Raw genomic sequence first — 25,708 nt, forward strand, 5'->3', positions numbered from 1 at the left:
AAAAAGGACTTTGAATGCACGCTGCTTCCCCGCTTCGCGCCCCGTTTGCGCGCACGTTTGCTGTTTCCCTGCTACTGGCCGGCGTTACCGGAGTTCTCAGCCACAGCGCTGTCGCTCAGCCGGCCTTGCCCGAAGAATCCGCCCAGGGCGAAACCCTCAGCCCCGAAGCCAGCCCGCCCAAGGAAGGTGCGTACCTGTCGGACTGGTACAACCAGGACCTGACGCTGATCGGCAGCAAGGACATCAGTTTCGGTCCGCAACCGGCTGACGATATCTATCTGGAGTACGAGTACTTCGGGCGTAAAGGGCCGTTCGAGCTTTACGGCTACGTCGACATCCCGAAGATCTTCAACATCGGCAACAGCCACGACAAAGGGGTGTGGGACCACGGTTCACCGGTGTTCATGGAACACGAACCGCGCATCTCCATCGACTACCTCGCCGGGCGCAGCCTGGCCATCGGCCCGTTCAAGGAATGGTATGTAGCGTTCGACTGGATCTACGACCACGGCAGCCGCAAGGAGAACCGCGCCAACACCCTCTACAGTGGCTTCGGCACCGACATCGACACCCACTCACGGGTCAACCTGTCGGCCAACCTCTACGGGCGCTACCAGTGGGAAAACTACGGCGCGAGCAACGAGTATTCGTGGGACGGCTACCGCGCGCAGCTCAAGTACATCGTGCCCATCGACAAATTCAGCAACGGCGCGTCGCTGACCTACATCGGCTTCACCAACTTTGATTTCGGCTCGGACCTGCACAAGGACAACCCGGCGCGTACCGCCAACGCCACGGTGGCGACCAACGTGTTGCTGTACTCGTTCACCCACCTGCGCTTCACCCTCGTCGGCCGTTACTTCCATAACGGCGGTAACTGGGAGGATGGCAGCGAGCTGAACTTCGGCGACGGCAATTTCCGCGCGCGTTCCAACGGCTGGGGTTACTACGCCGGCATCGGTTACCAGTTCTGAATTGAGGAGATATTCATGCAAGCAATGATGCGTTTGACCCTGGCCGCTGCGGCCCTGCTCTCTTCCACCACCTGGGCGGCGCAAGCGCCGATCCAGCCGAAAGTCGTGCTGATCACCATGTTCGCCCCCGAGGCACAGAACTGGATCGAGCGCCTGAATCTCAAGCAGGAAATCCGTGTACCGGGCCTGTCCGCCGAGTACCCGACCATCCGTTGCAACGCTCAGCAGGTGTGCCTGCTGACCACCGGCATGGGCCAGACCAACGCCGCCGCCTCGACCCTGGCACTGGCCCTGTCGCCGAAATTCGACCTGCGCAAAAGTTATTTCCTGATCGCCGGGATTGCCGGCATCAGCCCCAAGCACGGGACCATCGGCACCGCCGCGTGGGCGCATTACCTGGTGGAGTTCGGCACGCAGTGGGAACTGGACTCTCGCGACGCGCCGTCGAGCTGGCCAACCGGTTACCTGGGCATCAACACCAAAGGCCCGAACGAAAAACCGCCGCTGGACTACAAGACCGAAGTCTTCGAACTCAACCCGAAACTGCAGGCCAAGGCCTTTGCGCTGAGCCACCAGGTCGCGCTGAGCGAGAGCAAGGAATCGGCGGCGTGGCGCCGGAAATACCCGTCAGCTCCGGCCAACCAGCCGCCCGTCGTCACCCGTTGCGACACGCTGGCAGGCAACACCTGGTTCTCCGGCACTCGCCTGAGCGAACGCGCCGAGGTCTGGACCAGGCTGCTGACCGACAACAAGGGCGAATACTGCACCACGCAACAGGAAGACAACTCGACCTATGAGGCTTTGTTGCGCGCCAGCCGTGAAGGCCTGGTGGATGTGCAGCGCCTCGCGGTGGTGCGCGCCGGCTCCGACTTCGACCGTCCTGCTCCGGGCGGCAGCGAAGTGGACAATTTGCTGAAGTACGCCGATCAGGGCGGCTTCGTGCCGGCGCTGGAAAACCTCTATCGAGCAGGCAATCCGCTGGTGCAGGACATCCTGAAAAACTGGTCGGCGTGGGAAAACGGCGTGCCGCACTCCTGAACCCACCAAAGCACCTTGTGGGAGCTGGCTTGCCAGCGATGGCATTAGAGCAGTCAACATCTTCATCGACTGTTCCACCGCTATCGCTGGCAAGCCAGCTCCCACAGGTTATGCGGTGTTGGTGAGATCAAGGGATGAGGATAATCTTATCGCCGCTGCCCTGATTCACCTCGGCATAACGTGCCAGACCTTCCGCCAGCGGCACCTCCACCAGCCCCTGCGGCAATGGCAGCCGATCCTCATCGAAGAACCGCCCAAACTGCTCGAGCATTGCCGCACAGGCCTCAACGCCATACAGCAGCGAATTGATCCCGACCACCGAACCGCCCTTGCGGTATAGCGCCAGCGCCGGCAACTGCACATGGCCGTCGACCGGTGCCGCGATGATCGCGATGCGGCCGAACGGTGCCAGCGCCGCCACCGAGGCGGGCAGCCAGAAACCGGTGGTGTCGAAGATCACATCGGCGCCGCCGCTGTAAACCGCGTGGACTTGGGCACCGAGCTCTTCGGGTTTATCCAGCTGGATCGTCGCGAAGCCCTGGGCCTGCAAGTCTTTGACCTGCTCCGGTCGCCGCGCCGCCGCCAGTATCTGCGCCCCACGGACCTTGGCCAGTGCCAATGCCGCCGTCGCCACCGCGCCACCGCCGATCACCAGCAAACGGGTTTCAGCACTCACATCGCTGCGCTCAAGCGCATCCCACGCCGTCGTGTACGGCACGCCGAGGCTGGCGGCCTGGGCGAAACTCAGGTGCGACGGTTTGTGCGCCACGCCACTGGCCGGCAGCTTGACGAACTGCGCGTGCGAGCCATCGGCAAAAAAGCCCAGCTCACGGCCGGTGCCCCAGACTTCCTGGCCGAGCAACGCCTGCGGGCCTTCAACCACGACGCCAGCGAAATCGCGCCCGGGAATCCGCGGCAACGTGGTGTACGGAAAACGCCCGAGCACGTTCTTCACGTCGCTGGGGTTCAGACCGGCCGCCTTGATCTCGACCAGCACGTCATCGGCGCCGGGCCGCGGAGTGGCGACGTCGACGAAACGCAGGGAAGACAGGTCGCCGGTTTTATCGAATTGCAGTGCTTTCATGAGGACATCCACCGAAGAGAGAAAGGAAAATTCACGAGAACCAACCGGCGACCAGTTGCCGGCCCATCGGCCACAACTGCTCACCCGCGAGCATGCCGAGCAGCCCCACCAGGGCGATGGCCGGTGGCGCCGGCGAACGAAAATTCAGCGCGCCATAGAGCAGGCCGACGCCCAGGCCGATGGCCAGCGAAATCAGGTAGTTCATGGGGAAAACTCCGCCGCTAAAAGGAATGGGCAGAGTCTAGGGAATCGGTGGAGAAGGCGTCGGCCAAGGACTTCTGAATTTCAGCCAAATATCGGCAAGTCACCACACAACCCTGCAGGCTCACGCCTACAGGGATGGTGTTCAGGCCGCGGGGAATTGCGAAGGCGCCACGCCCAGCTCACGGCGGAACATGTCACTGAAACTGCTCGGCGAATAACCCAGCTCTCGGGCAATGACACTGACTGCCACGCCCTGAATCAACGCCGCCACCGCCGTCGCCAGTTGCACCTGCCGCCGCCATTCGGCGAAGCCCATGCCGAGGCTGTCCTTGAACAACCGCGCCAGCGTGCGCACGCTGGCGCCGGCATTTTCCGCGTGCTGCTCGAACGCAATCTCCAGCGACGGCGCGGCCATCACCGCCTGACACAGGTTCATCAGGCGCCGGTCGGAATCGTCCGGCAGCGGAATCTTCAACGGCGAACGCCGGGCGCGTTTCAACTCCAGCAACGCCAACCCGACCAGGGCGTCGTAATACCCGGGATCGCCACTGTCGCCCTGCTCCACCAACCCGACGATCAGTTCACGCAGCAACCCGCCGACTTCGATCACCTGCACCGTCTCATCCAGCGTCGCCGCCAGCGCCGGGCGCAGGTAAATGTTGCGCATCTGCAAGTCCGAGACCACACGAATCCCGTGCGGCACCCCGGGCGGCAACCACACGGCGCGCTGTGGCGGCACCACCAGCGCCTCATGCGGCGTCTCGACCCACATCACTCCGCTCATCGCATACAGCAACTGCCCCCAGACGTGCTCGTGCGGCTCGATATACAAACCACGGGGATAAGTGCGCGCCAGCGGTTGCACCGGCACATCGGTATCACTCAGATCGGGGGGCGCGGCAAGGGCCATGGCGAGCATTCATTGGGGTTGGCGGAAGCCGCATGGTAACCAGTCGGTCACCGCGTCGCCAACGATAGATACCGTCGGACAATCCGAGTGAATTTTCCCGGGGCGCAGTGATCCTTCTATTACCACAGGGAGGAATACGGGCTTTATGAACAACGCAAAACTGTTTGTCATCGATTACACCCTTCACGGCACGCCGAAGTCGTTCATTATCCGCTCGGACAAAATGGACAACACGGAGGCGTGGCATTGGGCAAGCTGCGACGCCGGCGTGGGTCGCATCCCGCGTTTCGGCCGGGAGAAAGTGCAAAAGACCAGCAAACCGATGGCGGAAAAATTCGGCGTGGAAAACGTCACGTGGCGACCGGCGAGCTAGACTCTCGTCGGCGATGGGGACTCTTTGGGGGCGTACACAATGACCAGCATCTTCAGCCCGGCGCATCTGGATTATGGCCTGGACACCCTGTTTGGCCGTATCACCAAAAGCGTGGACTGTCGGGTGGGTCTTGAGGCTGTCGAAGGCGACCCCTATCGCTTCGCCCTGCGCGTGCCCGCGCCGTTACCGGAAGACCTGGACCAGGCGAAAACCGTGGTGGTCCGGGTGGAGGGGCGACGGTTGCAAGGCACGGTGCGGCATACCGAACGGCTGGATGATGAGAGCCTGAAACTGGAAGTGGAGCCTGATTAGGCTCCACTTTTTTATGGGCGCTTTTATTTGGGGTGGGCGCAGTGGCAGCCTTTGCTTGAACACGCTTCACCGTTTTTGTGGTGGTGAGCGCAGGCCTCACAGCAATAGTGTTTGCCGTGTACGGCGTAGGCGTGTTCGCCTTCTTTGATGGTGCATTTGCAGTTGGGGCAGTCGCATTTTCTATCGGGCATGGGGGCAGACTCCTTTTTTGGTGGTTGTCTGGGGCTTGTGGGGTAAGCCGTAATTACAGTGTAGGAGTTGCTGGTGGCTGTGGGGGTTGGGGTTGGGGTTTGGGGCATATCCGTTGCTGCGGGTGTTGCTGATTAGGGTTCCGCCCTTACGGCGGGTCACTTTTTCCAGACGCCGAAAAAGTAACCAAAAAGGCTGCCCCCGGCGTACGGCACTTCGCTGAGGCTCAGTGTTCCCTCGCTACGGTGCCCATCCGGGGGCATCGCCTCCGGTTTGCTTCGCTGCACCTCCTCTCGATGTATGCGGCTTCGCCGCACGGCGCTGCGCGCCTCCCCCCTGATGAACACCTTCGCTCGGCCTGCCGATGGGGTGGCAGATCAAAAGCAACGTCAAAAGCCAGAGCAACAGCGAAATCAAAAGATCGCAGCCTTCGGCAGCTCAGGGGATGTGTACATCTGAGGGAGTATGGTCGGCTGTCAGACCGTCATCGCTGGCAAGCCAGCTCCCACAGGGATTGAGTTCAGCGGGGCAGAAGTTGGTCAGTTGGCTGGCCGTCATCGCGAGCAGGCTCACTCCTACAGGTGGATCGCGAGCGGTCTGCAAGAGCTTGGTCGGCTGTCAGGCCGCCACCGCTGGCAAGCCAGCTCCCACAGAAAAGCAAAGGCAGTACACAGCACACAGCCCTTGCTTCTCACCACTCAACACAATGAGCGTTAGCTCGAGTACCGCTTTTGATCTCAGCGCCCGTCGGCAGGCTGAGTGGAGGGATTTAGCCGGGGGTGGGAGCGTAGCGACCGTTTGGCGAAGCCAAACACATCGAGAGGAGGTGCAGCGAAGCAAACCGGAGGCGATGCCCCCCGGATGAATCCCGGAGCGAAGGGACCCGAGCCTAGGCGAGGGCCGAACGTCAGGGTAAAGCCTTTTTGGTTACTTTTTCGGCGTCTGGAAAAAGTGACCCGCCGTAAGGGCGGAACCCTAAGTCGCCGTTACCGCAGCAACGGATCTGCCCCCAATCTCAATCAACTCGACGAACACTACTGCGATACATAAAGACCAAAGCCAACCCCAGACAAACCATCGCCAACACCCGGGAAGACGAAAGCTCGATCGCCGGATTCCCCAGCCAGCCAAAATTGTCGATCAACATCCCCATCCCCAACTGCCCGACAATCACCGCCACCGTCGCCACCGCCGTCCCCACCACGGGCACCGCCCCGACCATGACCATCATGTACACCACACCAAACAGCGCCCCGCAGACCTGCCACTTCGGCACATCGAGCAGGCTCACCGCATGGGCCGGTTCGAAAAACACAATCAACAAACCGGTCGTCACAGCCCCGACAAAAAAAGTCAGCAAACTACTGCGCAACACCCCGACGGTCTCACCCAGACGCCCATTGATCGCCGCCTGCACACTCAACACCGCGCCAGCCAACACCACCACCGCCAACAAAATAACCAGACTCATCACTCAACCCCGCGCAATCAGAACAAGTGCCACCACAATCAGACCCAACGCCAGCCACCGCTCGGCATTGACCTTCTTGCGCGTCGCGCCAAACCAGCCGAAATGGTCAATCAACACGCTCTTGCCGACCTGCCCCGACAGAATCGCAATCATGGTCATCGCAATCCCGATATGCGGCGTCGCCAGGGTCAATACCACCACATACATCGGCCCCAAAAAGCCGCCAATCAATTGCCAGCGCGGCAGATCGGTCAGCGCCGGGCCTTTCTGTGGGCCGGCGAACAACAGCAGCAAAAACAGGATCGCCGAACCCACGCCAAAGATGCTCAAGGTCGCCCACAAATGCCCGACCTGTGCCCCCAACGGCCCGAGCAAGCCTGCCTCCACCGACAAGCCCATGCCGGCCAGAATCACCAGCGGCAGCAACAACAGGCGCAATCCCGGTTTGGCCACCGGGGCCGTCCCACTCACTTCATCCAACGTCTGCATAACCAAAACCTGTACAAGTCAACGATGGCGCGGATTATCGGCTGGCGCCGCTGTGCGATAAATGGGAGCATCCGGACAACACTTTTGCGCAACTCGCACAGCAGGACAATTCATGCACGGGCTCAATGAGCTGGGATTCAAGGCACTCAGGCTGTTTGTGGCGGTGCTCGATCACGGCAGTTTTTCCGAAGTCGCCCGCCGCGAGGGCGTGGCGCCCTCTTCGATTTCGCGGCAGATCCAGTTGATGGAACAGGCGCTGAATCAGCAATTGCTGTATCGCCACACCCGCGCCGTGACCCCGACCGAGGCCGGGCGCCTGCTCGGCCACCACGCGCGGCTGCTGCTGGTGCAACTGGAGGAAGCCGAACAGGCCTTGCAGGAACAACAAAGCGAGCCCACCGGGCTGGTGCGGATCAACGCGCCAGTGGTGTTCGGCCAACGGCATCTGACGCCGTGGCTTGGCCTGTTGTGCGCGCGCTATCCGAAGCTGCAACTGGACATCCAGCAGACCGACCATTACGTCGACCCGTTGCAGGAAGGCGCCGACCTGCTGTTTCGCATCGGCGCGTTGCACGATTCGAGCATGCAGGCACGGATTCTCGCGCCGCACCGCTTTCAGGTCGCGGCCAGCCCGGCGTATCTCAAGCGCCACGGCACGCCGCAGAAACCTGAAGATCTCGCGCAACACCAGTGCCTCGCCTACAAAGGCGCGACCGGCCAGCAGCGCTGGTTTTTCCGCCAGGGTCAGAAGGACTGGACGCCGTACGCCGTCAAGGGACCGATCACCGGCAACCACGCCGACACCCTGACCCAGGCGGCCATGCAAGGGTTGGGGCTGGTGATGTTTCCGTCGTGGCTGATCGGTGAGGCGGTGCGCGAAGGCACGCTGGTGCCGGTGCTGGGGGACTATCAGGTGTCGAACAGTCTGGAGCCGCAGCAGATTGCGGTGCTGTGGCCGGGGAGCCGGCGGCTGTCGGTGAAGGTGCGGACGGTGATTGATTTCTTTGTCGAGTGCTTTGGCGAAGTGCCGTACTGGGACAGACCTTGAAGCTGAAAATCAAAAGCCCCTCACCCTAGCCCTCTCCCTGTATGTACCGGAGACATGGTGGACACATGTTCGGAGACATGGTGGACGGTTTTAGATCTTCTTACCTGCCGTAACGATCTGCAAGTTCAAGTCGATTCGGGCGATGCGATGTCTACTCCAGTAGACATCGTGGATGCCGTCCTCCGTCGTTTCCCGGATAGCTACTGACTTCCCGAAAAAAGCTTTCCCGACTGTGTATTCACGGTTCCTCCAGTAGATCTCGCCCTTTACCTGAACCTTCCTGACCACATCACCATCGTCGTACTCCGGCGCTGCGGGTTGCTCCTGATATTCCCTTGAGCTGCTGCTGTACCGAGTAGCAGGAACCTGCATGTCCAGCGCTTGATGCGGGCGCTTCTGGTTGTAAATATCACGCCAGATATCAAACGCCCGTTGCGCGCTGTTGAGATCGTTAAAGTGCTGACCCTGGAGGACTTCATTTTTCAGACTGCGGTGGAAGCGTTCCAGCTTTCCTTGGGTTTGCGGATGATAAGGTCGAGAGTGGCCGACCTTGATGCCTTGACTCATCAGCCAGACCTCCAGCGCGGTATAAACGCCTGTCTGATCACCCCATGGAGAGCCGTTGTCCATCGTCATGCGCAAAGGCAGGCCATAGCGCCGAAAGGCCCGGACCAGATGCTCCTGGACGGTGTCGCGCTGCTCATTGATACACGCCGCGATGCACAGTGAAAACCGCGAATGATCGTCCAGTATCGTCAACGGATGGCAACGCCCCTGACCCAGACTGATATGCCCCTTGAAGTCCATCTGCCAAAGATCGTTGGGCGCTTCATGCTCAAAACGGATAAACGGTTTGATGTCGGCGGCCTTTGGATCAACGCGTGAATGACGCTGTAAAACCGCATGCACGGTACTGACTGAAGGCATCACTAAGCCATTGTCTTCCAACACACGTTTGAGCTTGCGAGCGCCCCAGGCCGCGTACTCCTGACTCACGGTCAGAATCTGCTGTTCAACCTCATCAGCACATCGCTTGGGTGATGTCTTCGGTCGTCGAGACTGATCGTTCAGTCCTTCTGCACCCAGGTTTTCAAACCTGTTAAGCCATTTATAGGCGGTGCTTGGGCTGATATTAAATCGACGGCAAAGCTGCCGGACATTGGCCCCTTCTTGCCGAGCCAAAAGCACGAATTCTGAACGAAGCTGCACAGTGGACACCTCTTCCCAAGACACAGGTCATCTCCTTAGTGATGAGCAATGTGCCTATTAAAAAGTGTCCACCATGTCTCCGAACACCTGTCCACCATGTGTCCGGTACATACACTCCCGGAGGGAGAGGGGACTGATTGGGGGATGCTGAAGAAACACACCGACCTGAACCGGTCTTGCCGAATCCATAATCGACCAAACCATTCAGGTCGATGCAGGAAGCAATACACTTCGGTCAGTCCCCTCTCCCTACGGGCGGTCCGACGTTTCGGGAGGGTCAGGTGCTTTTCCAGTGTTCAGATCCGGAACTGCCCCACCAGTTTGCCCAGCCGCTGCCCAAGCTCCGCCAGACTGCGCGAAGTCTGCGCACCCAACTGCGTCTCATCGGCCACGCTGTCCACCGCCACCGCAATCTGATGCACGCTGCGGTTGATTTCTTCCGCCACGGCGGTCTGTTCTTCGGCGGCACTGGCAATTTGCGCGTTCATCGAGTTGATCGTCGCGATCAGTTCCGCCATCGCATCCAGCGACGCCCCGGCCTGATTGGCCTGCGCCGAGGTGCCATCGCCCGCCTCGCTGGAACGGCGCATGGCCTCGACCGCCGACTGCGTGCCCGCCTGCAAGCGATCGATCATGCCCTGGATTTCCTGGGTACTGATCTGCGTCCGGCTGGCCAGCGCCCGCACCTCGTCCGCCACCACCGCAAAGCCGCGCCCGGCCTCCCCGGCCCGCGCCGCTTCGATCGCGGCGTTGAGCGCCAGCAGGTTGGTCTGCTCGGCAATCGAGCGGATCACCCCGAGCACGCCGACAATCGACGACACGTCCTGTTGCAGGCTGTCGAGAGACACGCCGCTGCTGCGAATGTCATCCACCAGCGCATGAATCTGTTTGATGCTGCCGGCCACCACGCGTTTGGCGCTCTGGCCTTCTTCATCGGTCTGCTGGGCGGCGACGGCGGCGTTCTGCGCGCTCTTCGCCACCTCTTGGGCAGCGGCGGACATTTCATTGATCGCCGTGGCAACCTGATCGGTTTCGTGGCGCTGACGCTCCATCGCCTGGTCGGAGCGCTGGGCCTGATCCGACACCTGGGTCACCAGGCCGGTCAGTTGCGTGGTCATCTCGGTGATCTGCCGCACCAGGCCGTGGATCTTGTCGACGAAGCGGTTGAACGAGCCGGCCAGTTCGCCGAGTTCGTCCTGGCTGGTGATGTTCAAGCGGCGGGTCAGATCGCCCTCGCCCGCCGCGATGTCATCGAGGTTGGCTTTCATCAGGGTCAGCGGCCGCAGAATGGTATTGGCCAGCAGCATCCCCGCGATGGCAATCACCAGCAGCACCACCACCGCCACGCCAACGATGCTCAGCACCACGCCTTGCATGCGTTCCTGCACCTGCGCCTCGACCAGCGCCACCTGCGCTTCGATGCCGTCGAGGTTGACCGAGGTACCGACCGCCATGTCCCACTTCGCCAGGTACTCGGTGTAGCCGAGTTTTGGCACCAGCACGTTGGCGTTGCCCGGCAGCGGCGAGCTGTATTGCAGATAGTGGGTGCCGTCCTTCGCCACGCTCACCAGGCCGCGGTTGACGTAAACGCCATTGGGGTCGCGGTTGTCCTTGAAGCTTTTGCCCACGCCTTCGGGGTCGTTGGCCTTGAACAGGCGCACGGTCTCGGAGTCGTAGCCGAAGAAGTAGCCGTCCTTGCCGTAGCGGATGCCCGACAGCAGCTTGATCGCCTGCGCCCGCGCCGCGTTGTCACCCGGTGCGGCAGCGTCGTACAGCGGCTTGATCGTGGTCATGGCCACGGCGACGTAACTTTGCAGCGTGGCTTTGGCATCGCCGAGCAGGCGCTCGCGGGTCTGTTCGACCTCAGTGTGAGCCTGTTGCTGGAGGATAAACAACGTGGTCAGGCTGATGACCAGCGCAAAGAGCAGCACCGGCAGGACGGCAAGGGACAGGACTTTGGCCTTGAGACTCAAGCGCATGGGGGGAGCTCACTCTTTTGGTTTTATTGGCGTGGTTAAAGGCTTTAACGGCACACCATCACAAAAGTTGAGCAAAGGGATTACTCCGCGCCCCTGTGAGAGCGACCTTGCTCGCGAAGGCGTCGTGTCAGTCAACCATTAAGTCGCTGATACACCGCTTTCGCGAGCAAGCTCGCTCCCACAGGAGATCGGTGAGGTTCAGAGGACCATCGCGGCCACCCAGCCGAACGCCAACAACGGCAGGTTGTAGTGCAGGAAGGTCGGCACCACGGTGTCCCAGATATGGTGATGCTGGCCGTCGATGTTCAGGCCAGAGGTCGGGCCCAGCGTCGAGTCCGAGGCCGGCGAACCGGCATCGCCCAAGGCCCCGGCGGTGCCGACGATGCAGACAATGGCGATCGGGCTGAAGCCCAGTTGCACGCACAGCGGCACGAAAATCGCCGCCAGAATCGGCACGGTGGAGAACGACGAACCGATGCCCATGGTCACCAGCAAGCCGACCAGCAGCATCAACAATGCACCGATGCCTTTACTGTGATTGATCCACGACGCCGACGATTCGACCAGGGTCTGCACCTGGCCGGTGGCCTTCATCACTTCGGCGAAACCGGACGCGGCGATCATGATGAAGCCGATCATCGCCATCATCTTCATGCCTTCGGTGAAGAGGTCATCGGTCTCGCGCCACTTGACGATGCCGGACACCGAGAAGATCAGGAAGCCGACCAGCGCGCCGATAATCATCGAGTCCAGCAGCAACTGCACGATGAACGCGGCGGCAATCGCCACACCGGCAATCATCAGGCTCAGCGGGTTGTACTGCACCGCCACCTGCTCGACCTGCTCGATCTTCGCCAGGTCGTATACGCGCTTCTTGCGGTAACTGATGAACGCCATCGCCAGCCCGAACACCATGCCCAGCGCCGGAATGCCCATCGCGTGGGTGACGTTGATGCCGCTGATGTCGACGCCGCTGCGGGCAATGTTGGCCAGCAGGATTTCATTGAGGAAGATGTTGCCGAAGCCCACCGGCAGGAACATGTACGGGGTGATCAGGCCGAAGGTCATGACACAGGCGATCAGGCGCCGGTCGAGTTGCAGCTTGGTCAGGACATAGAGCAGCGGCGGTACCAGCAGCGGAATGAACGCAATGTGGATCGGCAGGATGTTCTGCGAGGCAATCGCCACCACCCACAACAGGCCGATCAGCAGCCATTTGACACTGCCGCCCCCGCTCGCATGCTGGCGATCGACCATCGCCAGCGCATTGTCGGCCAGCGCATGAGCCAGGCCGGACTTGGCAATCGCCACGGCGAACGCGCCGAGCAAGGCGTAGGACAACGCCACGGTCGCGCCGCCGCCCAGGCCGCTGTTGAACGCCTTGAGCGTGGCGTCGATGCCCAGACCACCGGTCAGGCCGCCGACCAGCGCGCCGACGATCAAGGCGATCACTACGTGCACGCGGGACAGGCTGAGGATCAGCATGATGCCGACTGCCGCTATGACTGCGTTCATTTCACTACCTCAAAAAACACTGCGATGGAAACACATCGCCAGACAGGATGAGTCCGCCCATGGAGCACCGGCGGATTTGCAAAGAGGGTCTTATTAGAAGGGCGCGCACTGTGAATGAAGCAGCGGCAAGCTGCAAGTCGCAAGCTGCAAGCTTTTGCGTTTTTTCTCTTGCAGCTTGCGGCTCGAAGCTCAAGAAAGCTGTTCCTGGGCCGTTACAGTGCAAAGTCTCAGATATTTATCGAATAAGGACGTTTCCATGTCGCTCAGACAACTTTCCATCCAATGGAAAATCACCCTGCTCGCCGGGCTGTGCCTGGCCGGTATCGTGACCCTGTTGGTGGGTCTTTCGCTGTATCGCATGGAGCACAGTTCCGAACTGGTGAAAGCGTCGAGCATGGAGATGCTTACCGAATCGGCCCAGGCGCGCATCGAATCGCAAGGTGAAGTGCAGGCCGCAGGCATTCGGCAGCAATTCATGGATGCCTATCAGTACGGCCACGGTTTCTCGCGGCAAGTGTTGTTCCTGCGTGAACAGGCGGAAAAACGCTTCCTCGATGCCTTCGACCTGCGTGAAGACATGACCCGTCAGGTCAAGTCCGCGCTGCAGGCCAACCCTGACCTGCTCGGCCTGTCGCTGGTGTTCGAAGCCAACGCGCTGGACGGCAAGGACGAACTGTTTGCCGGCCAGGCTGAACTGGGCAGCAACGACAAGGGCCGTTTCGCCCTGTACTGGTCGCAGCCGACCCCGGGCAAAGTCACCTCGATGGCCCTGCCGGAAAGCGACATGGCCGACACCAGCACCGGCCCCAGCGGTCAGGCGGCCAACGCCTGGTTCACTTGCCCGCGCACCACCCTCAAGCCGTGCGTGATCGAACCGTACTTTTATGTGATCGACGGGCAAAACGTGCTGATGACCAGCATCGTCTTCCCGCTGATGGTCAACGGCAAGGTCATCGCCTCGCTGTCGGTGGACATCAACCTCAACAGCCTGCAAGCGATCAGCCAGGGCGCGAGCAAAAAGCTCTATGACGGCCAGACCGCCGTGAGCATCATCAGCCCCACCGGCCTGCTCGCCGGCTACAGCCCGGACGCCAGCAAGCTGAGCCAGCGTCTGGATGCCATTGACACCGTCAGCGGCGCCGAACTGCTGCGCCAACTCGGTACCAGCAGCAGCGTCAGCAGCCTGCACAGCAACGGCCAGTTGAAAGTGCTGTCGCCGTTCCAGCCGATCCCCGGCGGTCCGTCGTGGGGCGTACTGCTCGACGTGCCGGAAAAGGTTCTGGTAGAACGCGCCGAGGCACTCAAGCAGCAACTGGATGCGAGCAACAACTCGGGCACCCTGATCGAACTGAGCCTCGGCGTGTTGGCCGCGCTGGTCGGCCTGCTGCTGGTGTGGCTGATGGCGCGCAGCGTGACCAAACCGATCCTCGGCGTAGCCAATATGCTCGAAGACATCGCCAGTGGTGAGGGCGATCTGACCCGCCGTCTGGCCTACGACAAAAAGGACGAACTCGGTCAACTCGCTGGCTGGTTCAACAAGTTCCTCGACAAGTTGCAGCCGATCATTGCCGAAGTGAAACGCTCGGTGCAGGACGCACGCAACACCGCCGACCAGTCTTCGGCCATCGCCACCCAGACCAGCGCCGGCATGGAACAGCAATATCGTCAGGTCGATCAGGTCGCCACCGCGTCCCACGAAATGAGCGCCACCGCGCAGGACGTCGCGCGCAGTGCCGCACAAGCCGCCGAAGCGGCCAAAGACGCCGACCGCGCCACTCGCCAGGGCCTGACCGTGATCGACCGCACCACCGCGAGCATCGACACCCTCGCCGCCGACATGAGCGCGGCGATGGTGCAAGTCGAAGGCCTGGCCGCCAACAGCGAGAAGATCGGCACGGTGCTGGAAACCATCCGCGCCATCGCCGAACAGACCAACCTGCTCGCCCTCAACGCGGCCATCGAAGCCGCACGTGCCGGTGAAGCCGGGCGTGGTTTTGCCGTGGTCGCCGACGAAGTGCGCAACCTCGCCCGCCGTACACAGGAGTCGGTGGAAGAAACCCGCCAGGTGATCGAGCAGTTGCAGACCGGTACCCAGGACGTAGTCGGTTCGATGGGCAACAGCCATCGCCAGGCTCAGGGCAGCGTTGAGCAGGTCGGGCAAGCGGTGACTGCGCTGCGCCAGATCGGTGAGGCGGTGACGGTGATCAGCGACATGAACCTGCAGATCGCCAGCGCGGCGGAAGAACAGAGCGCAGTGGCCGAGGAGATCAACAACAACGTGGCGACCATTCGTGACGTGACCGAGTCGTTGTCGGGGCAAGCGAACGAATCGGCGCGGGTGAGCCAGTCGCTGAACAGCCTGGCGAATCAGCAGCAGAGTCTGATGGATCAGTTCCGGGTCTGATTCCGGATGGTGGGGTGTCAGTTGGATTCCCCCCTCACCCCAGCCCTCTCCCCCCAAGGGGGCGAGGGGGAAAGGGAGCCGATCTGCATGTCATTCAAAACCTGAGCCCGGCTCGGCATGTCAGGTCACGAAGAAGCTTTCAAAACCTCAGTTCGCCCCGGTATCTCCGGCCACGGAAAGGCTTTCAAAACCTGAGTTCGATCCGGTATTTCAGGCCACGGGAACGCTTTCAAAACTTGAGTTCGATCCGGTATTTCAGGTCGGTGTAGCTCGAACAGACACCTCGGTCAGTCCCCTCTCCCTCCGGGAGAGGGTTAGGGTGAGGGGCATTTAGAGGCTCACCGCCGAGGCAACTCGATCACCACCTTCAACCCGCCCCACTTACTCTCGCCCAGTACCAGCAAGCCACCCCACGCCTCGACAATGTCGCGCACAATCCCCAGCCCCAGGCCATGCCCGTGGGTCTGCTCGTCCAGCCGCGTCCCGCGACTGAATACCTGAGTCCGCTGCTGTTCGGGAATCCCCGGCCCATCGTCCTCGACGCACAGGGCAAAGCCATCCGTACGCTCGATCACACTCAGGCGCACCTCGGCGTCCGCCCACTTGCAGGCGTTGTCCAGCAGGTTACCGAGCAGTTCCAGCAAGTCCTCACGATCCCACGGCAATTGCAGCCCCGGCGGCGCGACGTAGCTCAAGGCCAGATGCTCGCCGTGAATCATGTTCAGCGTTGCCAGCAGCCCCGGCAGTTCCGCATCACAGTCGAACAGCGCACCCGGCAGCGCATCACCGGATAAACGCGCGCGATTGAGTTCGCGATTAAGCCGCTGTTGCACCTGCTCCAGTTGCTCCTTGAGGATCTTGCGCAACTCGGGATGGGCATCGAGTTTTTCGCTGGAGGCCAGGCTCAACAGCACCGCCAGCGGCGTTTTCAGGGCATGCCCGAGATTGCCCAGCGCATTGCGTGAACGCTTGAGGCTGTCTTCGGTGTGGGCGAGCAGATGGTTGATCTGTGCCACCAGCGGCTCCAGCTCCACCGGCACCTGATCGTCGAGTTGCGAACGCTGGCCCTGCTGCAACTGGGCGATCTGTTCGCGAGCGCTTTCCAGCGGCTTCAAGGCGCGACGCACAGTGATTCGCTGCAACAGCAAAATCAGCAGCAACCCGGCCAGCCCGAGGCCGAGGCCGATCTGGCGCATGCGCTGGAAGCTCTCGCGCACCGGGGTGTAATCCTGAGCGACGCTGATCGAGATCGACTGCCCCAGCCGCCGATAGTCCGAACGCAGCACCAGCAACTGCTGACCGTCCGGCCCCAGTTGCAGATTGCTGTGCAGGCCTGGATGGTTGAGCAGCGGCAGATCCTGATCCCACAGCGAACGCGAGCGCCAGTGGCTGTCGGCGAAATCAATGCGAAAGTAATGCCCGGAGAACGGCCGTTGATAGGCCGGTGACAGATGCCGCTCATCCAGCTGCAACCCTTGCGGACCGCGCACCAGCGCCACCAGCAGGCTTTCGCTGTCGTTGCGCAGACCGGCTTCCAGATAACGCTGCAAACCGACTTCGAACAACCACAGGCTGATTTGCGCCAGCACCACGCCGACGATCACCATCACGCTGATCAAGCCCAGGCTCAAACGGCGCTGGATCGACCTCACGAAGCTTGCCCGCCGAACAGGTAACCCTGGCCGCGACGGGTTTCGATCACGCTTTTGCCGAGCTTGCGCCGCAGGTGATTGACGTGGACCTCCAGAACGTTGGAATCGCGTTCGGTTTCGCCGTCATAGAGGTGCTCGGCGAGGTGGCTTTTCGACAGAATCTGTTCCGGGTGCAGCATGAAATAACGCAGCAGTCGAAACTCGGCGGCAGTCAGTTGAATATCGCTGCCGTCACGCACCACGCATTGCCGGCCCTCGTCCAGATGCAGGCCGGCGGCCTGCAGCGTCGGTTGATTGGCCTGGCCCTTGGAGCGACGCAACAACGACTGAATGCGCAGGAACAGCTCTTCGGGGTGAAACGGTTTGGTCAGGTAATCGTCAGCGCCGGCTTTCAGGCCTTCGATGCGCTCGGCCCAGGAATCCCGCGCCGTGAGAATCAGCACCGGGATCGCCAGACCGCCCGCGCGCCACTGCGCCAGCACGTCGAGCCCCGGTACACCGGGCAGGCCGAGGTCGAGAATGATCAGGTCGTAAGGCTCGCTGCTGCCCTGATACAGCGCATCACGGCCATCGGCCAGCCAGTCCACCGCGTAGCCCTGACGTTGCAGGCCGGCGAGCAATTCATCGGCCAGCGGTACGTGGTCTTCCACCAATAGCAAACGCATCGGTCAATCTTCCTTGTCTTTCACAAGCTCGCCGGTATCGGCCTTCAAATGCAGCTCGCGGGCGACGCCTTCGGCGGTGAGCAGCTCGACTTCGTAAATGTAGACGTCGTGTTTTTCTTCCAGCTCGACTTCCAGCAATTTCGAACCGGGGTAGCGGTCCATCGCCTGCTGCAGGACCTGCTCGAGCGGCAGAATCACGCCCTGCTGGCGCAGACTCAGGGCTTCGTCCTGATCGAGGTCGCGGGCCTGGGCCATCGAGCAAAACAGCACAAGCGCCAACGCCGTGCGACGGGTGGCGCGAACATTAACCTTCATTACGTATCCTGATGATCCTTGAGAACCTGCCCGCTGACCGCGTCTAATTCCAGATCCCACTCCAGCCCCTGCGGGTCACGCATTTCGATCTGGTAGATGTACTTGCCGTACTGCTCTTCCAGCTCGGTGTCGGTGATCGTCGAACCCGGGTGTTTTTCCAGTGCCGTGGCGTTGAGCTTCTCGAAGGACACGATAGTACCAGCGTCGCGCAGGCGCAGGGCTTCGTCGGGGCCTAGATCGCGGGCGTGAACGATGCTGGCGGTCAGGCCGATGATCGAGGCAATGGACAGGGCAGTCAGGGTTTTCATGGGATCTCCGTATTCTTATGTGTTGCTACGATGGGCACCTTAGCGGGATGAACTTAACTGAAACTGAATTGCCATCATTGTTTCAAGGCAATACCGGATCCGTTGAATCATGCAAAACCCTGTGGCAGCGGGCTTGCCCGCGATAGCGTCCTTTCAGCCACCGGGATGCAAGCTGTCCCGTCATCACGGGCAAGCCCGCACACAGGGTTCAGTGGTTAACCTATAATTGCCAGCTTGCTAACGATCGAGACCGGTATGACCGCCATCCACATCAAGTTCCCCGCCCTCACCCTCAAGGCCGGCCCTCGGGCCATGGCGCGCATTCGTGCCCAGGGCCTGAACGCCAAGGACGTCGGCACCCTGCCCGGTGCTGCCGGTGGTCCCAAGGCGTTGGGCATTCAGGGGCTGGATCTGGCGTTGTTCGGCGAATGGCTGCCGAGCGCGCCTCGTGAGCGTTCGCTGATTGGTGCGTCGGTGGGTTCCTGGCGCTTCGCCAGCGCCTGCCTGCCGGACGCCGCCGAAGGTATCCGCCGTCTCGGCCAGTTGTACGCCGAGCAGAATTTCAACAAAGGCGTGACCATGGCCGAGATCAGCCAGAGCTCGCAACGCATGCTCAACGACCTGCTCGACGGCCGCGACGCCAGCATCCTCAACAACGCCGACTACCGCCTGAACATCATGGTGGTGAAAAGCCAAGGGCGCCTGGCCGACGACCACCGCGGCCGCCTCGGGCTGGCGCTGGGTTCGGTGATTGCCGACAACCTGCGCGGGCGGGCGCGGCTGTCGCGGCACTTCGAACGCTTGATCATCCATGACCCGCGCCTGGCCCCGCCGGTGCATGCGCTGAACGACTTTCCGTCGCGCTTCGTCGCGCTCAATGCCGGCAACCTGCGACAGGCGCTGCTGGCGTCCGGCTCGATCCCGATGGTCATGGAGGGTGTGCGCGACCTGCCGGGCGCCGGTGCCGGCACCTTCCGCGATGGCGGTTTGCTCGACTATCACCTCGACCTGCCCTACAGCGGCGACGGCATCGTGCTCTATCCGCACTTCACCGACCGGGTGATTCCGGGCTGGTTCGACAAGACCCTGCCCTGGCGCAAGGCCTCGGTGGAGCGCTTGCAGGACGTGCTGTTGCTGGCACCATCGAAGGAATATCTGGCGCGCCTGCCCTACGGCAAACTGCCGGACCGTAACGACTTCAAACGCTTCATGGGTGATGCACCGAGCCGCCAAAAGTACTGGCACGCGGCGATGGACGAAAGTCGCCGGCTGGGCGACGAGTTTCTCGAACTGACCGCCAACGGTCGTCTCGCCGAGCGCTTGCTGACCCTTTAGTCAGTGTTTTCCCGCATCGCCAAACACAAGCTGGTAAACTCGCCGCCTGCCCGAATCGCTGCGGCGAACGCCACCTGAACAGAGCCGAAAATACTGTGGAAATCTTCAAGGAATTTACTTTCGAATCCGCCCACCGCCTGCCGCACGTACCGGACGGCCACAAGTGCGGACGCCTGCACGGTCACTCGTTCAAGGTGGCGATTCACCTGAGCGGCGACCTCGATCCACACACGGGCTGGATCCGCGACTTCTCCGAGATCAAGGCGATTTTCAAGCCGCTGTACGAGCGTCTGGATCACAACTACCTGAACGACATTCCCGGCCTGGAAAACCCGACCAGCGAAGTCCTGGCCAAATTCATCTGGAATGAAATGAAGCCGCTGCTGCCGGAACTCAGTGCGATCCGCATTCACGAAACCTGCACCAGCGGTTGTATCTATCGCGGTGAGTGATTCAACGCAGATCTGCGTGCAGGAGTGAGCCTGCTCGCGATAGCTTCGGCACCTTCAAAATCAATGTGTCCGACAAACCGCTATCGCGAGCAGGCTCATTCTTACAAAGGATCGGTGTTTGTCAGGAAAATAGAGAACAGCCTTCACGGCTGTTTTTTTATGCCTGTGTTTTTTGGCGCCCACATGGGGCTCGGGTGCATTCAGATGCACCGCTTTCGAGCCATTGCCGGCAACTCGTCTATACATAGTCCGCATAACCGACATCTGGCACGACCACTGCAACCTGCTTCGAGTCTTCCCTCTTCAGCAAGGAACGCCCCATGACGCAGAACGATCCCGGCAACGACTACCCCCTCAGCGAAGTCCCGATGCACGCTCGCAAAGGCCTGGCCTCGACCGCCATGGTGCTGCTCGGGTTCACCTTCTTCACGGCGACCATGTTTGCCGGCGGCAAGCTCGGTGTGGCGTTCAGTTTCAGCGAGATGCTCGTGGTGATCATCGTCGGCAACCTGCTGCTCGGGCTATACGCCGCCGGCCTGGGTTACATCGCCTTCAAGAGCGGTCTCAATTCGGTGCTGATGGGCCGTTTCTGTTTTGGTGAAGTCGGCAGCAAGCTCAGTGACCTGATCCTCGGCTTCACCCAGATCGGCTGGTACGCCTGGGGCACTGCGACCGCCGCCGTGGTGCTCGGCAAATACTTCGATCTCGATGAAGGCACCGTGCTCGGTTTGATGGTGCTGTTCGGCCTGATGTTCTGCGCCACGGCGTATGTCGGTTATCGCGGCCTGGAGATTCTGTCCTATATCGCGGTGCCGGCGATGATGTTGCTGCTGATGCTGTCGATGTGGGTCGCGACCGTTAAAGTCGGTGGCCTCGATGGTTTGCTGGCCGTGGTGCCGAGCGGTTCGCTGGACTGGTCGACCGCGATCACCCTGGTGTTCGGCACCTTCGTCAGCGGCGCGACCCAGGCCACCAACTGGACCCGCTTCTCGCGTTCGGCGCGGGTGGCGGTGCTGGCCAGCCTGATCGGTTTCTTCGTCGGCAATGGCCTGATGGTGCTGATCGGCGCCTACGGTGCGATCGTCTATCAACAGCCGGACGTGGTCGAAGTCTTGCTGCTGCAAGGTTTCGCCATGGCCGCGATGGCCATGCTGTTGCTGAACATCTGGAGCACCCAGGACAACACCATCTACAACTTCGCCGTCGCCGGCTGCAACCTGCTGCGCACCGGCCGACGCAAAACCGTGACCCTCGCCGGTGCAGTGATCGGCACCCTGCTCGCCCTGCTGGGCATGTACGACATGCTGGTGCCGTACCTGATCCTGCTCGGCACCGTCATTCCGCCGATTGGCGGGGTGATCATGGCCGACTTTTTCTTCCGCTGGCGCGGGCGCTATCCGCGTCTGGCCGACACCCGGCTGCCGGCGTTCAACTGGCCGGGCCTGGGGGCTTACGCGGTCGGTACGCTCGCCGCATTCCACTCGCCGTGGGTCGCGCCGCTGGTAGGGATTGCCGCCGCCGCGCTAACGTATGTCATCGTCACCGGCCTGCTCGGCGCCCGTCGCGCCAGTGCGCCACTACAAGACCTATAAGAAGGATTCGCCTGATGCACATCATCAACGCCCGACTGCGCAACCAGGACGGTTTGCACGAACTGCACCTGGAAGACGGTCTGATCCGCAGCATCGGTCGCCAGACCGAAGCCCCGAACCTCAACCCCGGCGACCTCGACGCCGGCGGCAATCTGGTGGTGCCGCCCTTCGTCGAGCCGCACATCCACCTCGACGCCACCCTCACGGCCGGCGAGCCGCGCTGGAACATGAGCGGCACGCTGTTCGAGGGCATCGAGTGCTGGGGCGAGCGCAAGGTCACCATCACCGAAGAAGACACCAAGACCCGCGCCAAGAAAACCATTCAGGCGCTGGCCGCCCACGGCATCCAGCATGTGCGCACCCACGTCGACGTCACCGATCCGCAACTCACGGCGCTGAAGGCCATGCTCGAAGTGCGCGAGGAAAGCCGACACCTGATCGACCTGCAAATCGTCGCGTTCCCGCAGGAAGGCATCGAGTCTTACCGCAACGGTCGCGAGCTGATGGAAGAAGCGATTCGCATGGGCGCCGACGTGGTCGGCGGCATTCCGCATTTCGAATACACCCGCGATCAGGGCGTCAGTTCCGTGAAATTCCTGATGGACCTGGCCGAACGCACCGGTTGCCTGGTGGACGTGCACTGCGACGAAACCGACGACCCACATTCGCGCTTCCTCGAAGTGCTCGCCGAAGAAGCGCGCAGCCGTGACATGGGCGCACGGGTCACCGCCAGCCACACCACGGCGATGGGTTCTTACGACAACGCTTACTGCGCCAAACTGTTCCGCCTGCTTGGCCACTCCGGGATCAGTTTCGTCTCCTGCCCGACCGAAAGCATCCACCTGCAGGGGCGCTTCGACAACTTCCCGAAACGTCGGGGCGTGACCCGGGTCAACGAGTTGCTGGAGGCCGGGATGAACGTGTGTTTCGGCCAGGACTCGATCGTCGATCCATGGTATCCGCTGGGCAACGGCAACATCCTGCGCGTACTCGAAGCCGGGTTGCACATCTGCCATATGCTCGGTTATCGCAACCTGCAGAACGCACTGGATCTGGTGACGGACAACAGCGCCAAGGCCATGCACCTGGGCGAGCGATACGGGCTGGAACAAGGGCGCCCGGCGAATCTGTTGATACTTTCAGCGGACAGCGATTACGAGGTGATTCGCAGTCAGGGCTTGCCGTTGTATTCGATTCGCGGCGGCGAGGTGTTGATGAAGCGGCAGATGCCGGTGGTGGAGTTCAGTGGTGAGCTGAGCTGAGATTTGTGTTGGAGCTCATGGCGCCATCGCTGGCAAGCCAGGCTCCCACAGGGGTTTGTGGTGAATACAAAAACCGGGTACACCCACTCCTACAGCGGTTCAGTGGCGTACACAAATGAGGTGTTCAACACAAACCCTGTGGGAGCCTGGCTTGCCAGCGATGGCGTCTTAGAATTCAGCCCATCAACCGCGCTGTACCAAACAACCTGACCCTGTGCAATTCACCGCCTGCTTCTTCGAGCAATATCGGCGCCGTGCCGCCGGGCATCACCACCTGCACTTCACCGGCCGCCACCCAACCCACCCGCCACGCCGCCGATGCCACGGCACTGGCACTGGTGCCGGAAGACGCCGTCGGCCCCTCGCCGCGTTCGAACACTCGGGCGAGGATTTTCTGTGGTGAGTCGAGCACCGCCCATTGCAGATTGACGCCGGCCGGGCATGGATTTCCGGCACCGGTGGGCATGGCGTAGGCGATTGCGGTCAACCCTTGGTTCAGCGGTGACTCACGCATCTGTTGATTGCTCGGCAATGCCGCCCGGTCATCCAGCAGCGTCACGCAATGCGGATTGCCGATACGCACAAACTGGCTATGTGACCATGCCGGATCGAGTGTCGCCAGTGGCTTTACCACACTCACTTCTCGCCCATTGAAGTCGGCGCTTTCGACGTTCTGCGCACCCACTGCGCGCGCCCCGAAACCGGGTTGGCCAAGATCGAGCCAAAAGCCTTGAACGCCTTCGACTTCGGCCGGTTTCACCGAGGTTTCCACGGCATCACCCTTGTCGTGATGTACGCGCAACAACGCGCCCTCCTCCGGCATCACGCCTTGCTCGGTCAGCGCCTGCGAAAAAATCGTCAGGCCATTGCCACTGCGCTCGGCAAGTGTGCCGTCGGTGTTGACGATCAGTACGTCGAATGGCGGCGACGTCTGGAACGAGCCGATCAGCAGGCCGTCGCTACGGTGGGATTTGCTCCCCGCGGGACGCTGCCCTTCGGGCCAGTCGCAGCACAGCGTGATGGCTACGCGGCTCCACGCCTGTCTCGACAAGGCACACTGCGCGGCCGTCATCGGCAGACCGATCCCCGCCTCGCGAAGTGCGTGAGGCGAAACCACCCCGTAAATATTGCCCCGTGCATCGTAAAATCGCGTCATCACCCGCCCTTACCGTTCAATCCCTCTGAAGCTGCCACTGTAAAACGCAATCCCCTGCAGGAGCGAGCCTGCTCGCGAAGGCGGTGTGTCAATCGCCATATTCATTACCCGAATCAGCGTTTTCGCGAGCAGGCGAACGCCTACGGGTTAGGATGTCGACTGCACTCCCCCGGAACCTGCGATCGAACCTCGACGCGCTATCACTGTCCTTCGGGGACGCGATGTTTTTTGCCAAGGAACGATATGACCAGCCTCACCCCCCAAGACACCTTCGTCCCCGGACGCCTGCAACAGATGTCGACGCGCATCGCCTTTTTCATCGCCGGCCTCGGCATTGCCGCGTGGGCGCCACTGGTGCCATACGCCAAGGCCCGCGCCGGGCTCGATGAAGGCACGCTCGGCTTGTTGCTGTTGTGCCTCGGCGTCGGTTCGATTCTGGCGATGCCGATGGCGGGGATTCTCGCCGCGCGCTTCGGCTGCCGCAGAGTGGCGACTGGCGGCACCTTGCTGATCTGTCTGGCATTGCCGCTGCTGGCGACGGTGTCGTCGATTCCGGCGTTGATCGCCACGCTGTTCATGTTTGGTGCCGGGCTTGGCACGGTGGATTCGACAGTGAACCTGCAAGCGGTGATCGTCGAACGGGCCAGCGGCAAAAACATGATGTCGGGCTTTCACGGCTTGTTCAGCCTCGGCGGGATCGTCGGCGCCGCCGGCGTGAGTGCCCTGCTCGGCCTCGGCCTGTCGCCGCTGGGCGCGATGCTGGTGGTGGTGGCGGTGCTGGTCGCCGCGTTGTTCAAGTGCGTGCCGCACATGTTGCCCTACGGCAGCGAAAGCTCAGGTCCCGCATTCGCCATTCCCCACGGCATCGTGCTGTTCATTGGCGGGATGTGCTTTATCGTCTTCCTCACTGAAGGCGCGGCGCTGGACTGGAGCGCGGTATTCCTGGCGCAAGAGCGCGGGATCGACACCGCCTATGCCGGACTCGGTTACGCGGCATTTGCCCTGACCATGACCGCCGGACGTTTGATGGGTGACCGGATTGTTCGGATTGTCGGGGCGACGCGGATCATTCTGTTTGGCGGTCTGTTGGCATCCGCCGGACTGTTTCTGGCGACGTTCGCACCGAGTTGGGAGGCTGCACTGGTCGGTTACGCACTGGTCGGCGCCGGCTGTTCGAACATCGTGCCGGTGCTGTATACGGCGGTGGGCAAGCAGACGGTGATGCCGGAAAGCATCGCGGTGCCGGCGATTACTACGTTGGGTTATGCGGGGATTCTGGCGGGACCGGCTGTGATTGGTTTTGTTGCCCATGCCAGTAGTTTGAGTTTTGCTTTTGGGCTGATGGCAGTGCTGCTGGTGGCGGTGGCGATTGGTGGGAAGGTATTGAGAGTCTGAACTTAGTGCACCTGCCAGATTGTTGTTTTGGGGTTGGGGTTGGGGTTGGGGGCATATCCGTTGCTGCGGGTGTTGCCGCTGGCGGTTACTCACTTTTCCAAACGCCGGAATGCCGGCCCAGCGAAAAGTAAGCAAAAGCCAAGCAGATCAAAAGATCGTCCGATCGCGGCCCGAGCCTTCGGTAGCGCCTACAGGGAGGTTGAGTACATCGGTCAAAGATTGGTCGGCTGTCAGGCCGCCATCGCGAGCAAGCTCGCTCCCACAGTAAGGTTGAGTACCCCCGCCAGAACTTGGTCGGCTGTCAGGCCGCCATCGCTGGCAAGCCAGCTCCCACAGAAAAGCAAAGGCAGCACATAGCCTTTGCTTCTCACCACTCA

Annotated in this window: 24 protein-coding genes and 2 pseudogenes; 12 read left to right on the forward strand and 14 right to left on the reverse strand. The window is 61.5% G+C overall.

Going from position 1 to position 25,708, the window contains the following annotated elements; genetic code table 11:
• Positions 1-14 precede the first annotated feature (14 nt).
• Positions 15-974: a nucleoside-specific channel-forming protein Tsx gene (locus ACXX9E_RS23825; RefSeq protein WP_222832494.1), complete on the forward strand. Its 960-nt coding sequence runs from the start codon at positions 15-17 to the stop codon at positions 972-974.
• A 15-nt stretch (positions 975-989) separates the two neighbouring features.
• Positions 990-2,012: a purine-nucleoside phosphorylase gene (locus tag ACXX9E_RS23830; RefSeq protein ID WP_458556307.1), complete on the forward strand. Its 1,023-nt coding sequence runs from the start codon at positions 990-992 to the stop codon at positions 2,010-2,012.
• Positions 2,013-2,139: 127 nt separating this feature from the next.
• Here the strand turns inward: ACXX9E_RS23830 and ACXX9E_RS23835 are convergent, their stop codons facing one another.
• The 3 genes from ACXX9E_RS23835 to ACXX9E_RS23845 form a co-directional block, all read right to left on the reverse strand.
• Entirely contained in the window at positions 2,140-3,096 is a 957-nt protein-coding gene (locus tag ACXX9E_RS23835) for a quinone oxidoreductase family protein (protein ID WP_322376306.1), read from the reverse strand.
• Positions 3,097-3,127: 31 nt separating this feature from the next.
• On the reverse strand, positions 3,128-3,301 hold the full coding sequence (locus ACXX9E_RS23840) for a DUF1427 family protein (RefSeq protein WP_127652207.1): 174 nt from the start codon (positions 3,299-3,301) through the stop codon (positions 3,128-3,130).
• Positions 3,302-3,442: 141 nt separating this feature from the next.
• Positions 3,443-4,210: an AraC family transcriptional regulator gene (locus ACXX9E_RS23845; protein WP_256591694.1), complete on the reverse strand. Its 768-nt coding sequence runs from the start codon at positions 4,208-4,210 to the stop codon at positions 3,443-3,445.
• A 145-nt stretch (positions 4,211-4,355) separates the two neighbouring features.
• On the opposite strand from ACXX9E_RS23845, the gene ACXX9E_RS23850 reads away from it, so the two are divergent.
• Together ACXX9E_RS23850 and ACXX9E_RS23855 are read left to right on the forward strand one after the other, a co-directional pair.
• Complete coding sequence (locus ACXX9E_RS23850) at positions 4,356-4,583, forward strand: DUF6555 family protein (RefSeq protein ID WP_123462216.1); 228 nt, start codon at positions 4,356-4,358, stop codon at positions 4,581-4,583.
• A gap of 39 nt (positions 4,584-4,622) precedes the next feature.
• Positions 4,623-4,895 (forward strand): hypothetical protein, encoded by a 273-nt coding sequence (locus ACXX9E_RS23855; RefSeq protein WP_123462214.1) that lies wholly within the window; start codon positions 4,623-4,625, stop codon positions 4,893-4,895.
• A 23-nt stretch (positions 4,896-4,918) separates the two neighbouring features.
• Here the strand turns inward: ACXX9E_RS23855 and ACXX9E_RS23860 are convergent, their stop codons facing one another.
• From ACXX9E_RS23860 to ACXX9E_RS23870, 3 genes are all read right to left on the reverse strand, one after another.
• Complete coding sequence (locus ACXX9E_RS23860) at positions 4,919-5,086, reverse strand: metallothionein (RefSeq protein ID WP_123462212.1); 168 nt, start codon at positions 5,084-5,086, stop codon at positions 4,919-4,921.
• 1,013 nt (positions 5,087-6,099) lie between these two features.
• Positions 6,100-6,555: a DMT family transporter gene (locus tag ACXX9E_RS23865; protein WP_123462210.1), complete on the reverse strand. Its 456-nt coding sequence runs from the start codon at positions 6,553-6,555 to the stop codon at positions 6,100-6,102.
• A gap of 3 nt (positions 6,556-6,558) precedes the next feature.
• Positions 6,559-7,044, reverse strand: coding sequence for a DMT family transporter (locus tag ACXX9E_RS23870; RefSeq protein WP_123462208.1), 486 nt, complete (start codon positions 7,042-7,044; stop codon positions 6,559-6,561).
• A gap of 112 nt (positions 7,045-7,156) precedes the next feature.
• Here ACXX9E_RS23870 and ACXX9E_RS23875 point away from each other — a divergent pair, with 112 nt between their 5' ends.
• A complete protein-coding gene (locus ACXX9E_RS23875) occupies positions 7,157-8,092 on the forward strand; it encodes a LysR family transcriptional regulator (RefSeq protein ID WP_123462206.1) in 936 nt (311 codons plus the stop codon).
• A 90-nt stretch (positions 8,093-8,182) separates the two neighbouring features.
• On the opposite strand, the gene ACXX9E_RS23880 is transcribed toward ACXX9E_RS23875, so the two are convergent.
• From ACXX9E_RS23880 to ACXX9E_RS23895, 3 genes are all read right to left on the reverse strand, one after another.
• The gene (locus ACXX9E_RS23880) at positions 8,183-9,325 is read right to left on the reverse strand and encodes an IS481 family transposase (protein ID WP_458556308.1); all 1,143 of its coding nucleotides are present in this window, start codon (positions 9,323-9,325) and stop codon (positions 8,183-8,185) included.
• Between the two features lie 272 nt (positions 9,326-9,597).
• Entirely contained in the window at positions 9,598-11,280 is a 1,683-nt protein-coding gene (gene ctpM / locus ACXX9E_RS29845; RefSeq protein ID WP_123462203.1) for a methyl-accepting chemotaxis protein CtpM, read from the reverse strand.
• 198 nt (positions 11,281-11,478) lie between these two features.
• Positions 11,479-12,795, reverse strand: coding sequence for a Na+/H+ antiporter family protein (locus tag ACXX9E_RS23895; RefSeq protein ID WP_458556309.1), 1,317 nt, complete (start codon positions 12,793-12,795; stop codon positions 11,479-11,481).
• A gap of 577 nt (positions 12,796-13,372) precedes the next feature.
• Between ACXX9E_RS23895 and ACXX9E_RS23900 the strand changes: the two are divergent.
• Positions 13,373-14,341: pseudogene (locus ACXX9E_RS23900) on the forward strand (PDC sensor domain-containing protein); the annotation flags it as partial.
• A 264-nt stretch (positions 14,342-14,605) separates the two neighbouring features.
• Positions 14,606-15,199, forward strand: a pseudogene (locus tag ACXX9E_RS23905) (methyl-accepting chemotaxis protein); the annotation flags it as partial.
• A 338-nt stretch (positions 15,200-15,537) separates the two neighbouring features.
• On the opposite strand, the gene ACXX9E_RS23910 reads toward ACXX9E_RS23905, so the two are convergent.
• The 4 genes from ACXX9E_RS23910 to ACXX9E_RS23925 are packed head-to-tail and all read right to left on the reverse strand — an operon-like array spanning position 15,538 to position 18,139.
• Entirely contained in the window at positions 15,538-16,851 is a 1,314-nt protein-coding gene (locus ACXX9E_RS23910) for a sensor histidine kinase (RefSeq protein WP_123462198.1), read from the reverse strand.
• Positions 16,848-17,516: a response regulator transcription factor gene (locus ACXX9E_RS23915; protein WP_123462196.1), complete on the reverse strand. Its 669-nt coding sequence runs from the start codon at positions 17,514-17,516 to the stop codon at positions 16,848-16,850. Before ACXX9E_RS23915 ends, ACXX9E_RS23910 begins: the two co-directional genes overlap by 4 nt.
• A gap of 3 nt (positions 17,517-17,519) precedes the next feature.
• Positions 17,520-17,831, reverse strand: a complete 312-nt coding sequence (locus ACXX9E_RS23920; RefSeq protein ID WP_222832485.1) for a PepSY domain-containing protein — start codon at positions 17,829-17,831, stop codon at positions 17,520-17,522.
• Entirely contained in the window at positions 17,831-18,139 is a 309-nt protein-coding gene (locus tag ACXX9E_RS23925) for a PepSY domain-containing protein (protein ID WP_123462192.1), read from the reverse strand. Before ACXX9E_RS23925 ends, ACXX9E_RS23920 begins: the two co-directional genes overlap by 1 nt.
• A 255-nt stretch (positions 18,140-18,394) precedes the next feature.
• Between ACXX9E_RS23925 and ACXX9E_RS23930 the strand changes: the two genes are divergently transcribed.
• The 4 genes from ACXX9E_RS23930 to codA all read left to right on the forward strand — a co-directional run bounded on the left by ACXX9E_RS23930 (position 18,395) and on the right by codA (position 22,780).
• Positions 18,395-19,474, forward strand: coding sequence for a patatin-like phospholipase family protein (locus tag ACXX9E_RS23930; protein ID WP_123462190.1), 1,080 nt, complete (start codon positions 18,395-18,397; stop codon positions 19,472-19,474).
• Positions 19,475-19,569: 95 nt separating this feature from the next.
• Positions 19,570-19,926 (forward strand): 6-carboxytetrahydropterin synthase QueD, encoded by a 357-nt coding sequence (queD, locus tag ACXX9E_RS23935; RefSeq protein ID WP_003223505.1) that lies wholly within the window; start codon positions 19,570-19,572, stop codon positions 19,924-19,926.
• A 320-nt stretch (positions 19,927-20,246) separates the two neighbouring features.
• Positions 20,247-21,518, forward strand: coding sequence for a cytosine permease (codB, locus tag ACXX9E_RS23940; protein ID WP_458556310.1), 1,272 nt, complete (start codon positions 20,247-20,249; stop codon positions 21,516-21,518).
• A 14-nt stretch (positions 21,519-21,532) separates the two neighbouring features.
• Positions 21,533-22,780: a cytosine deaminase gene (gene codA, locus ACXX9E_RS23945; protein ID WP_458556311.1), complete on the forward strand. Its 1,248-nt coding sequence runs from the start codon at positions 21,533-21,535 to the stop codon at positions 22,778-22,780.
• 175 nt (positions 22,781-22,955) lie between these two features.
• Here codA and ACXX9E_RS23950 read toward each other — a convergent pair whose 3' ends face one another.
• A complete protein-coding gene (locus ACXX9E_RS23950) occupies positions 22,956-23,936 on the reverse strand; it encodes a diaminopimelate epimerase (protein WP_458556312.1) in 981 nt (326 codons plus the stop codon).
• Positions 23,937-24,179: 243 nt separating this feature from the next.
• Here ACXX9E_RS23950 and ACXX9E_RS23955 point away from each other — a divergent pair, with 243 nt between their 5' ends.
• Positions 24,180-25,331: an MFS transporter gene (locus ACXX9E_RS23955; protein ID WP_267805601.1), complete on the forward strand. Its 1,152-nt coding sequence runs from the start codon at positions 24,180-24,182 to the stop codon at positions 25,329-25,331.
• The last annotated feature ends 377 nt before the right edge of the window (positions 25,332-25,708 follow it).

This window comes from Pseudomonas sp. GNP014 (assembly GCF_054344005.1).

Bases quoted from the DNA above. Each gene is read 5' to 3' on its own strand.
- ACXX9E_RS23830 (WP_458556307.1), top strand. From the start codon at position 990: ATGCAAGCAATGATGCGTTTGACCCTGGCCGCTGCGGCCCTGCTCTCT.
- codB (WP_458556310.1), top strand. From the start codon at position 20,247: ATGACGCAGAACGATCCCGGCAACGACTACCCCCTCAGCGAAGTCCCG.
- ACXX9E_RS23870 (WP_123462208.1), bottom strand. From the start codon at position 7,044: ATGCAGACGTTGGATGAAGTGAGTGGGACGGCCCCGGTGGCCAAACCG.
- codA (WP_458556311.1), top strand. From the start codon at position 21,533: ATGCACATCATCAACGCCCGACTGCGCAACCAGGACGGTTTGCACGAA.
- ACXX9E_RS23875 (WP_123462206.1), top strand. From the start codon at position 7,157: ATGCACGGGCTCAATGAGCTGGGATTCAAGGCACTCAGGCTGTTTGTG.
- ACXX9E_RS23955 (WP_267805601.1), top strand. From the start codon at position 24,180: ATGACCAGCCTCACCCCCCAAGACACCTTCGTCCCCGGACGCCTGCAA.
- ACXX9E_RS23835 (WP_322376306.1), bottom strand. From the start codon at position 3,096: ATGAAAGCACTGCAATTCGATAAAACCGGCGACCTGTCTTCCCTGCGT.
- ACXX9E_RS23855 (WP_123462214.1), top strand. From the start codon at position 4,623: ATGACCAGCATCTTCAGCCCGGCGCATCTGGATTATGGCCTGGACACC.
- ACXX9E_RS23845 (WP_256591694.1), bottom strand. From the start codon at position 4,210: ATGGCCCTTGCCGCGCCCCCCGATCTGAGTGATACCGATGTGCCGGTG.
- ACXX9E_RS23850 (WP_123462216.1), top strand. From the start codon at position 4,356: ATGAACAACGCAAAACTGTTTGTCATCGATTACACCCTTCACGGCACG.
- ACXX9E_RS23825 (WP_222832494.1), top strand. From the start codon at position 15: ATGCACGCTGCTTCCCCGCTTCGCGCCCCGTTTGCGCGCACGTTTGCT.
- ACXX9E_RS23840 (WP_127652207.1), bottom strand. From the start codon at position 3,301: ATGAACTACCTGATTTCGCTGGCCATCGGCCTGGGCGTCGGCCTGCTC.
- ACXX9E_RS23865 (WP_123462210.1), bottom strand. From the start codon at position 6,555: ATGAGTCTGGTTATTTTGTTGGCGGTGGTGGTGTTGGCTGGCGCGGTG.
- ctpM (WP_123462203.1), bottom strand. From the start codon at position 11,280: ATGCGCTTGAGTCTCAAGGCCAAAGTCCTGTCCCTTGCCGTCCTGCCG.
- ACXX9E_RS23895 (WP_458556309.1), bottom strand. From the start codon at position 12,795: ATGAACGCAGTCATAGCGGCAGTCGGCATCATGCTGATCCTCAGCCTG.
- ACXX9E_RS23930 (WP_123462190.1), top strand. From the start codon at position 18,395: ATGACCGCCATCCACATCAAGTTCCCCGCCCTCACCCTCAAGGCCGGC.
- ACXX9E_RS23925 (WP_123462192.1), bottom strand. From the start codon at position 18,139: ATGAAAACCCTGACTGCCCTGTCCATTGCCTCGATCATCGGCCTGACC.
- ACXX9E_RS23920 (WP_222832485.1), bottom strand. From the start codon at position 17,831: ATGAAGGTTAATGTTCGCGCCACCCGTCGCACGGCGTTGGCGCTTGTG.
- ACXX9E_RS23950 (WP_458556312.1), bottom strand. From the start codon at position 23,936: ATGACGCGATTTTACGATGCACGGGGCAATATTTACGGGGTGGTTTCG.
- ACXX9E_RS23860 (WP_123462212.1), bottom strand. From the start codon at position 5,086: ATGCCCGATAGAAAATGCGACTGCCCCAACTGCAAATGCACCATCAAA.
- ACXX9E_RS23915 (WP_123462196.1), bottom strand. From the start codon at position 17,516: ATGCGTTTGCTATTGGTGGAAGACCACGTACCGCTGGCCGATGAATTG.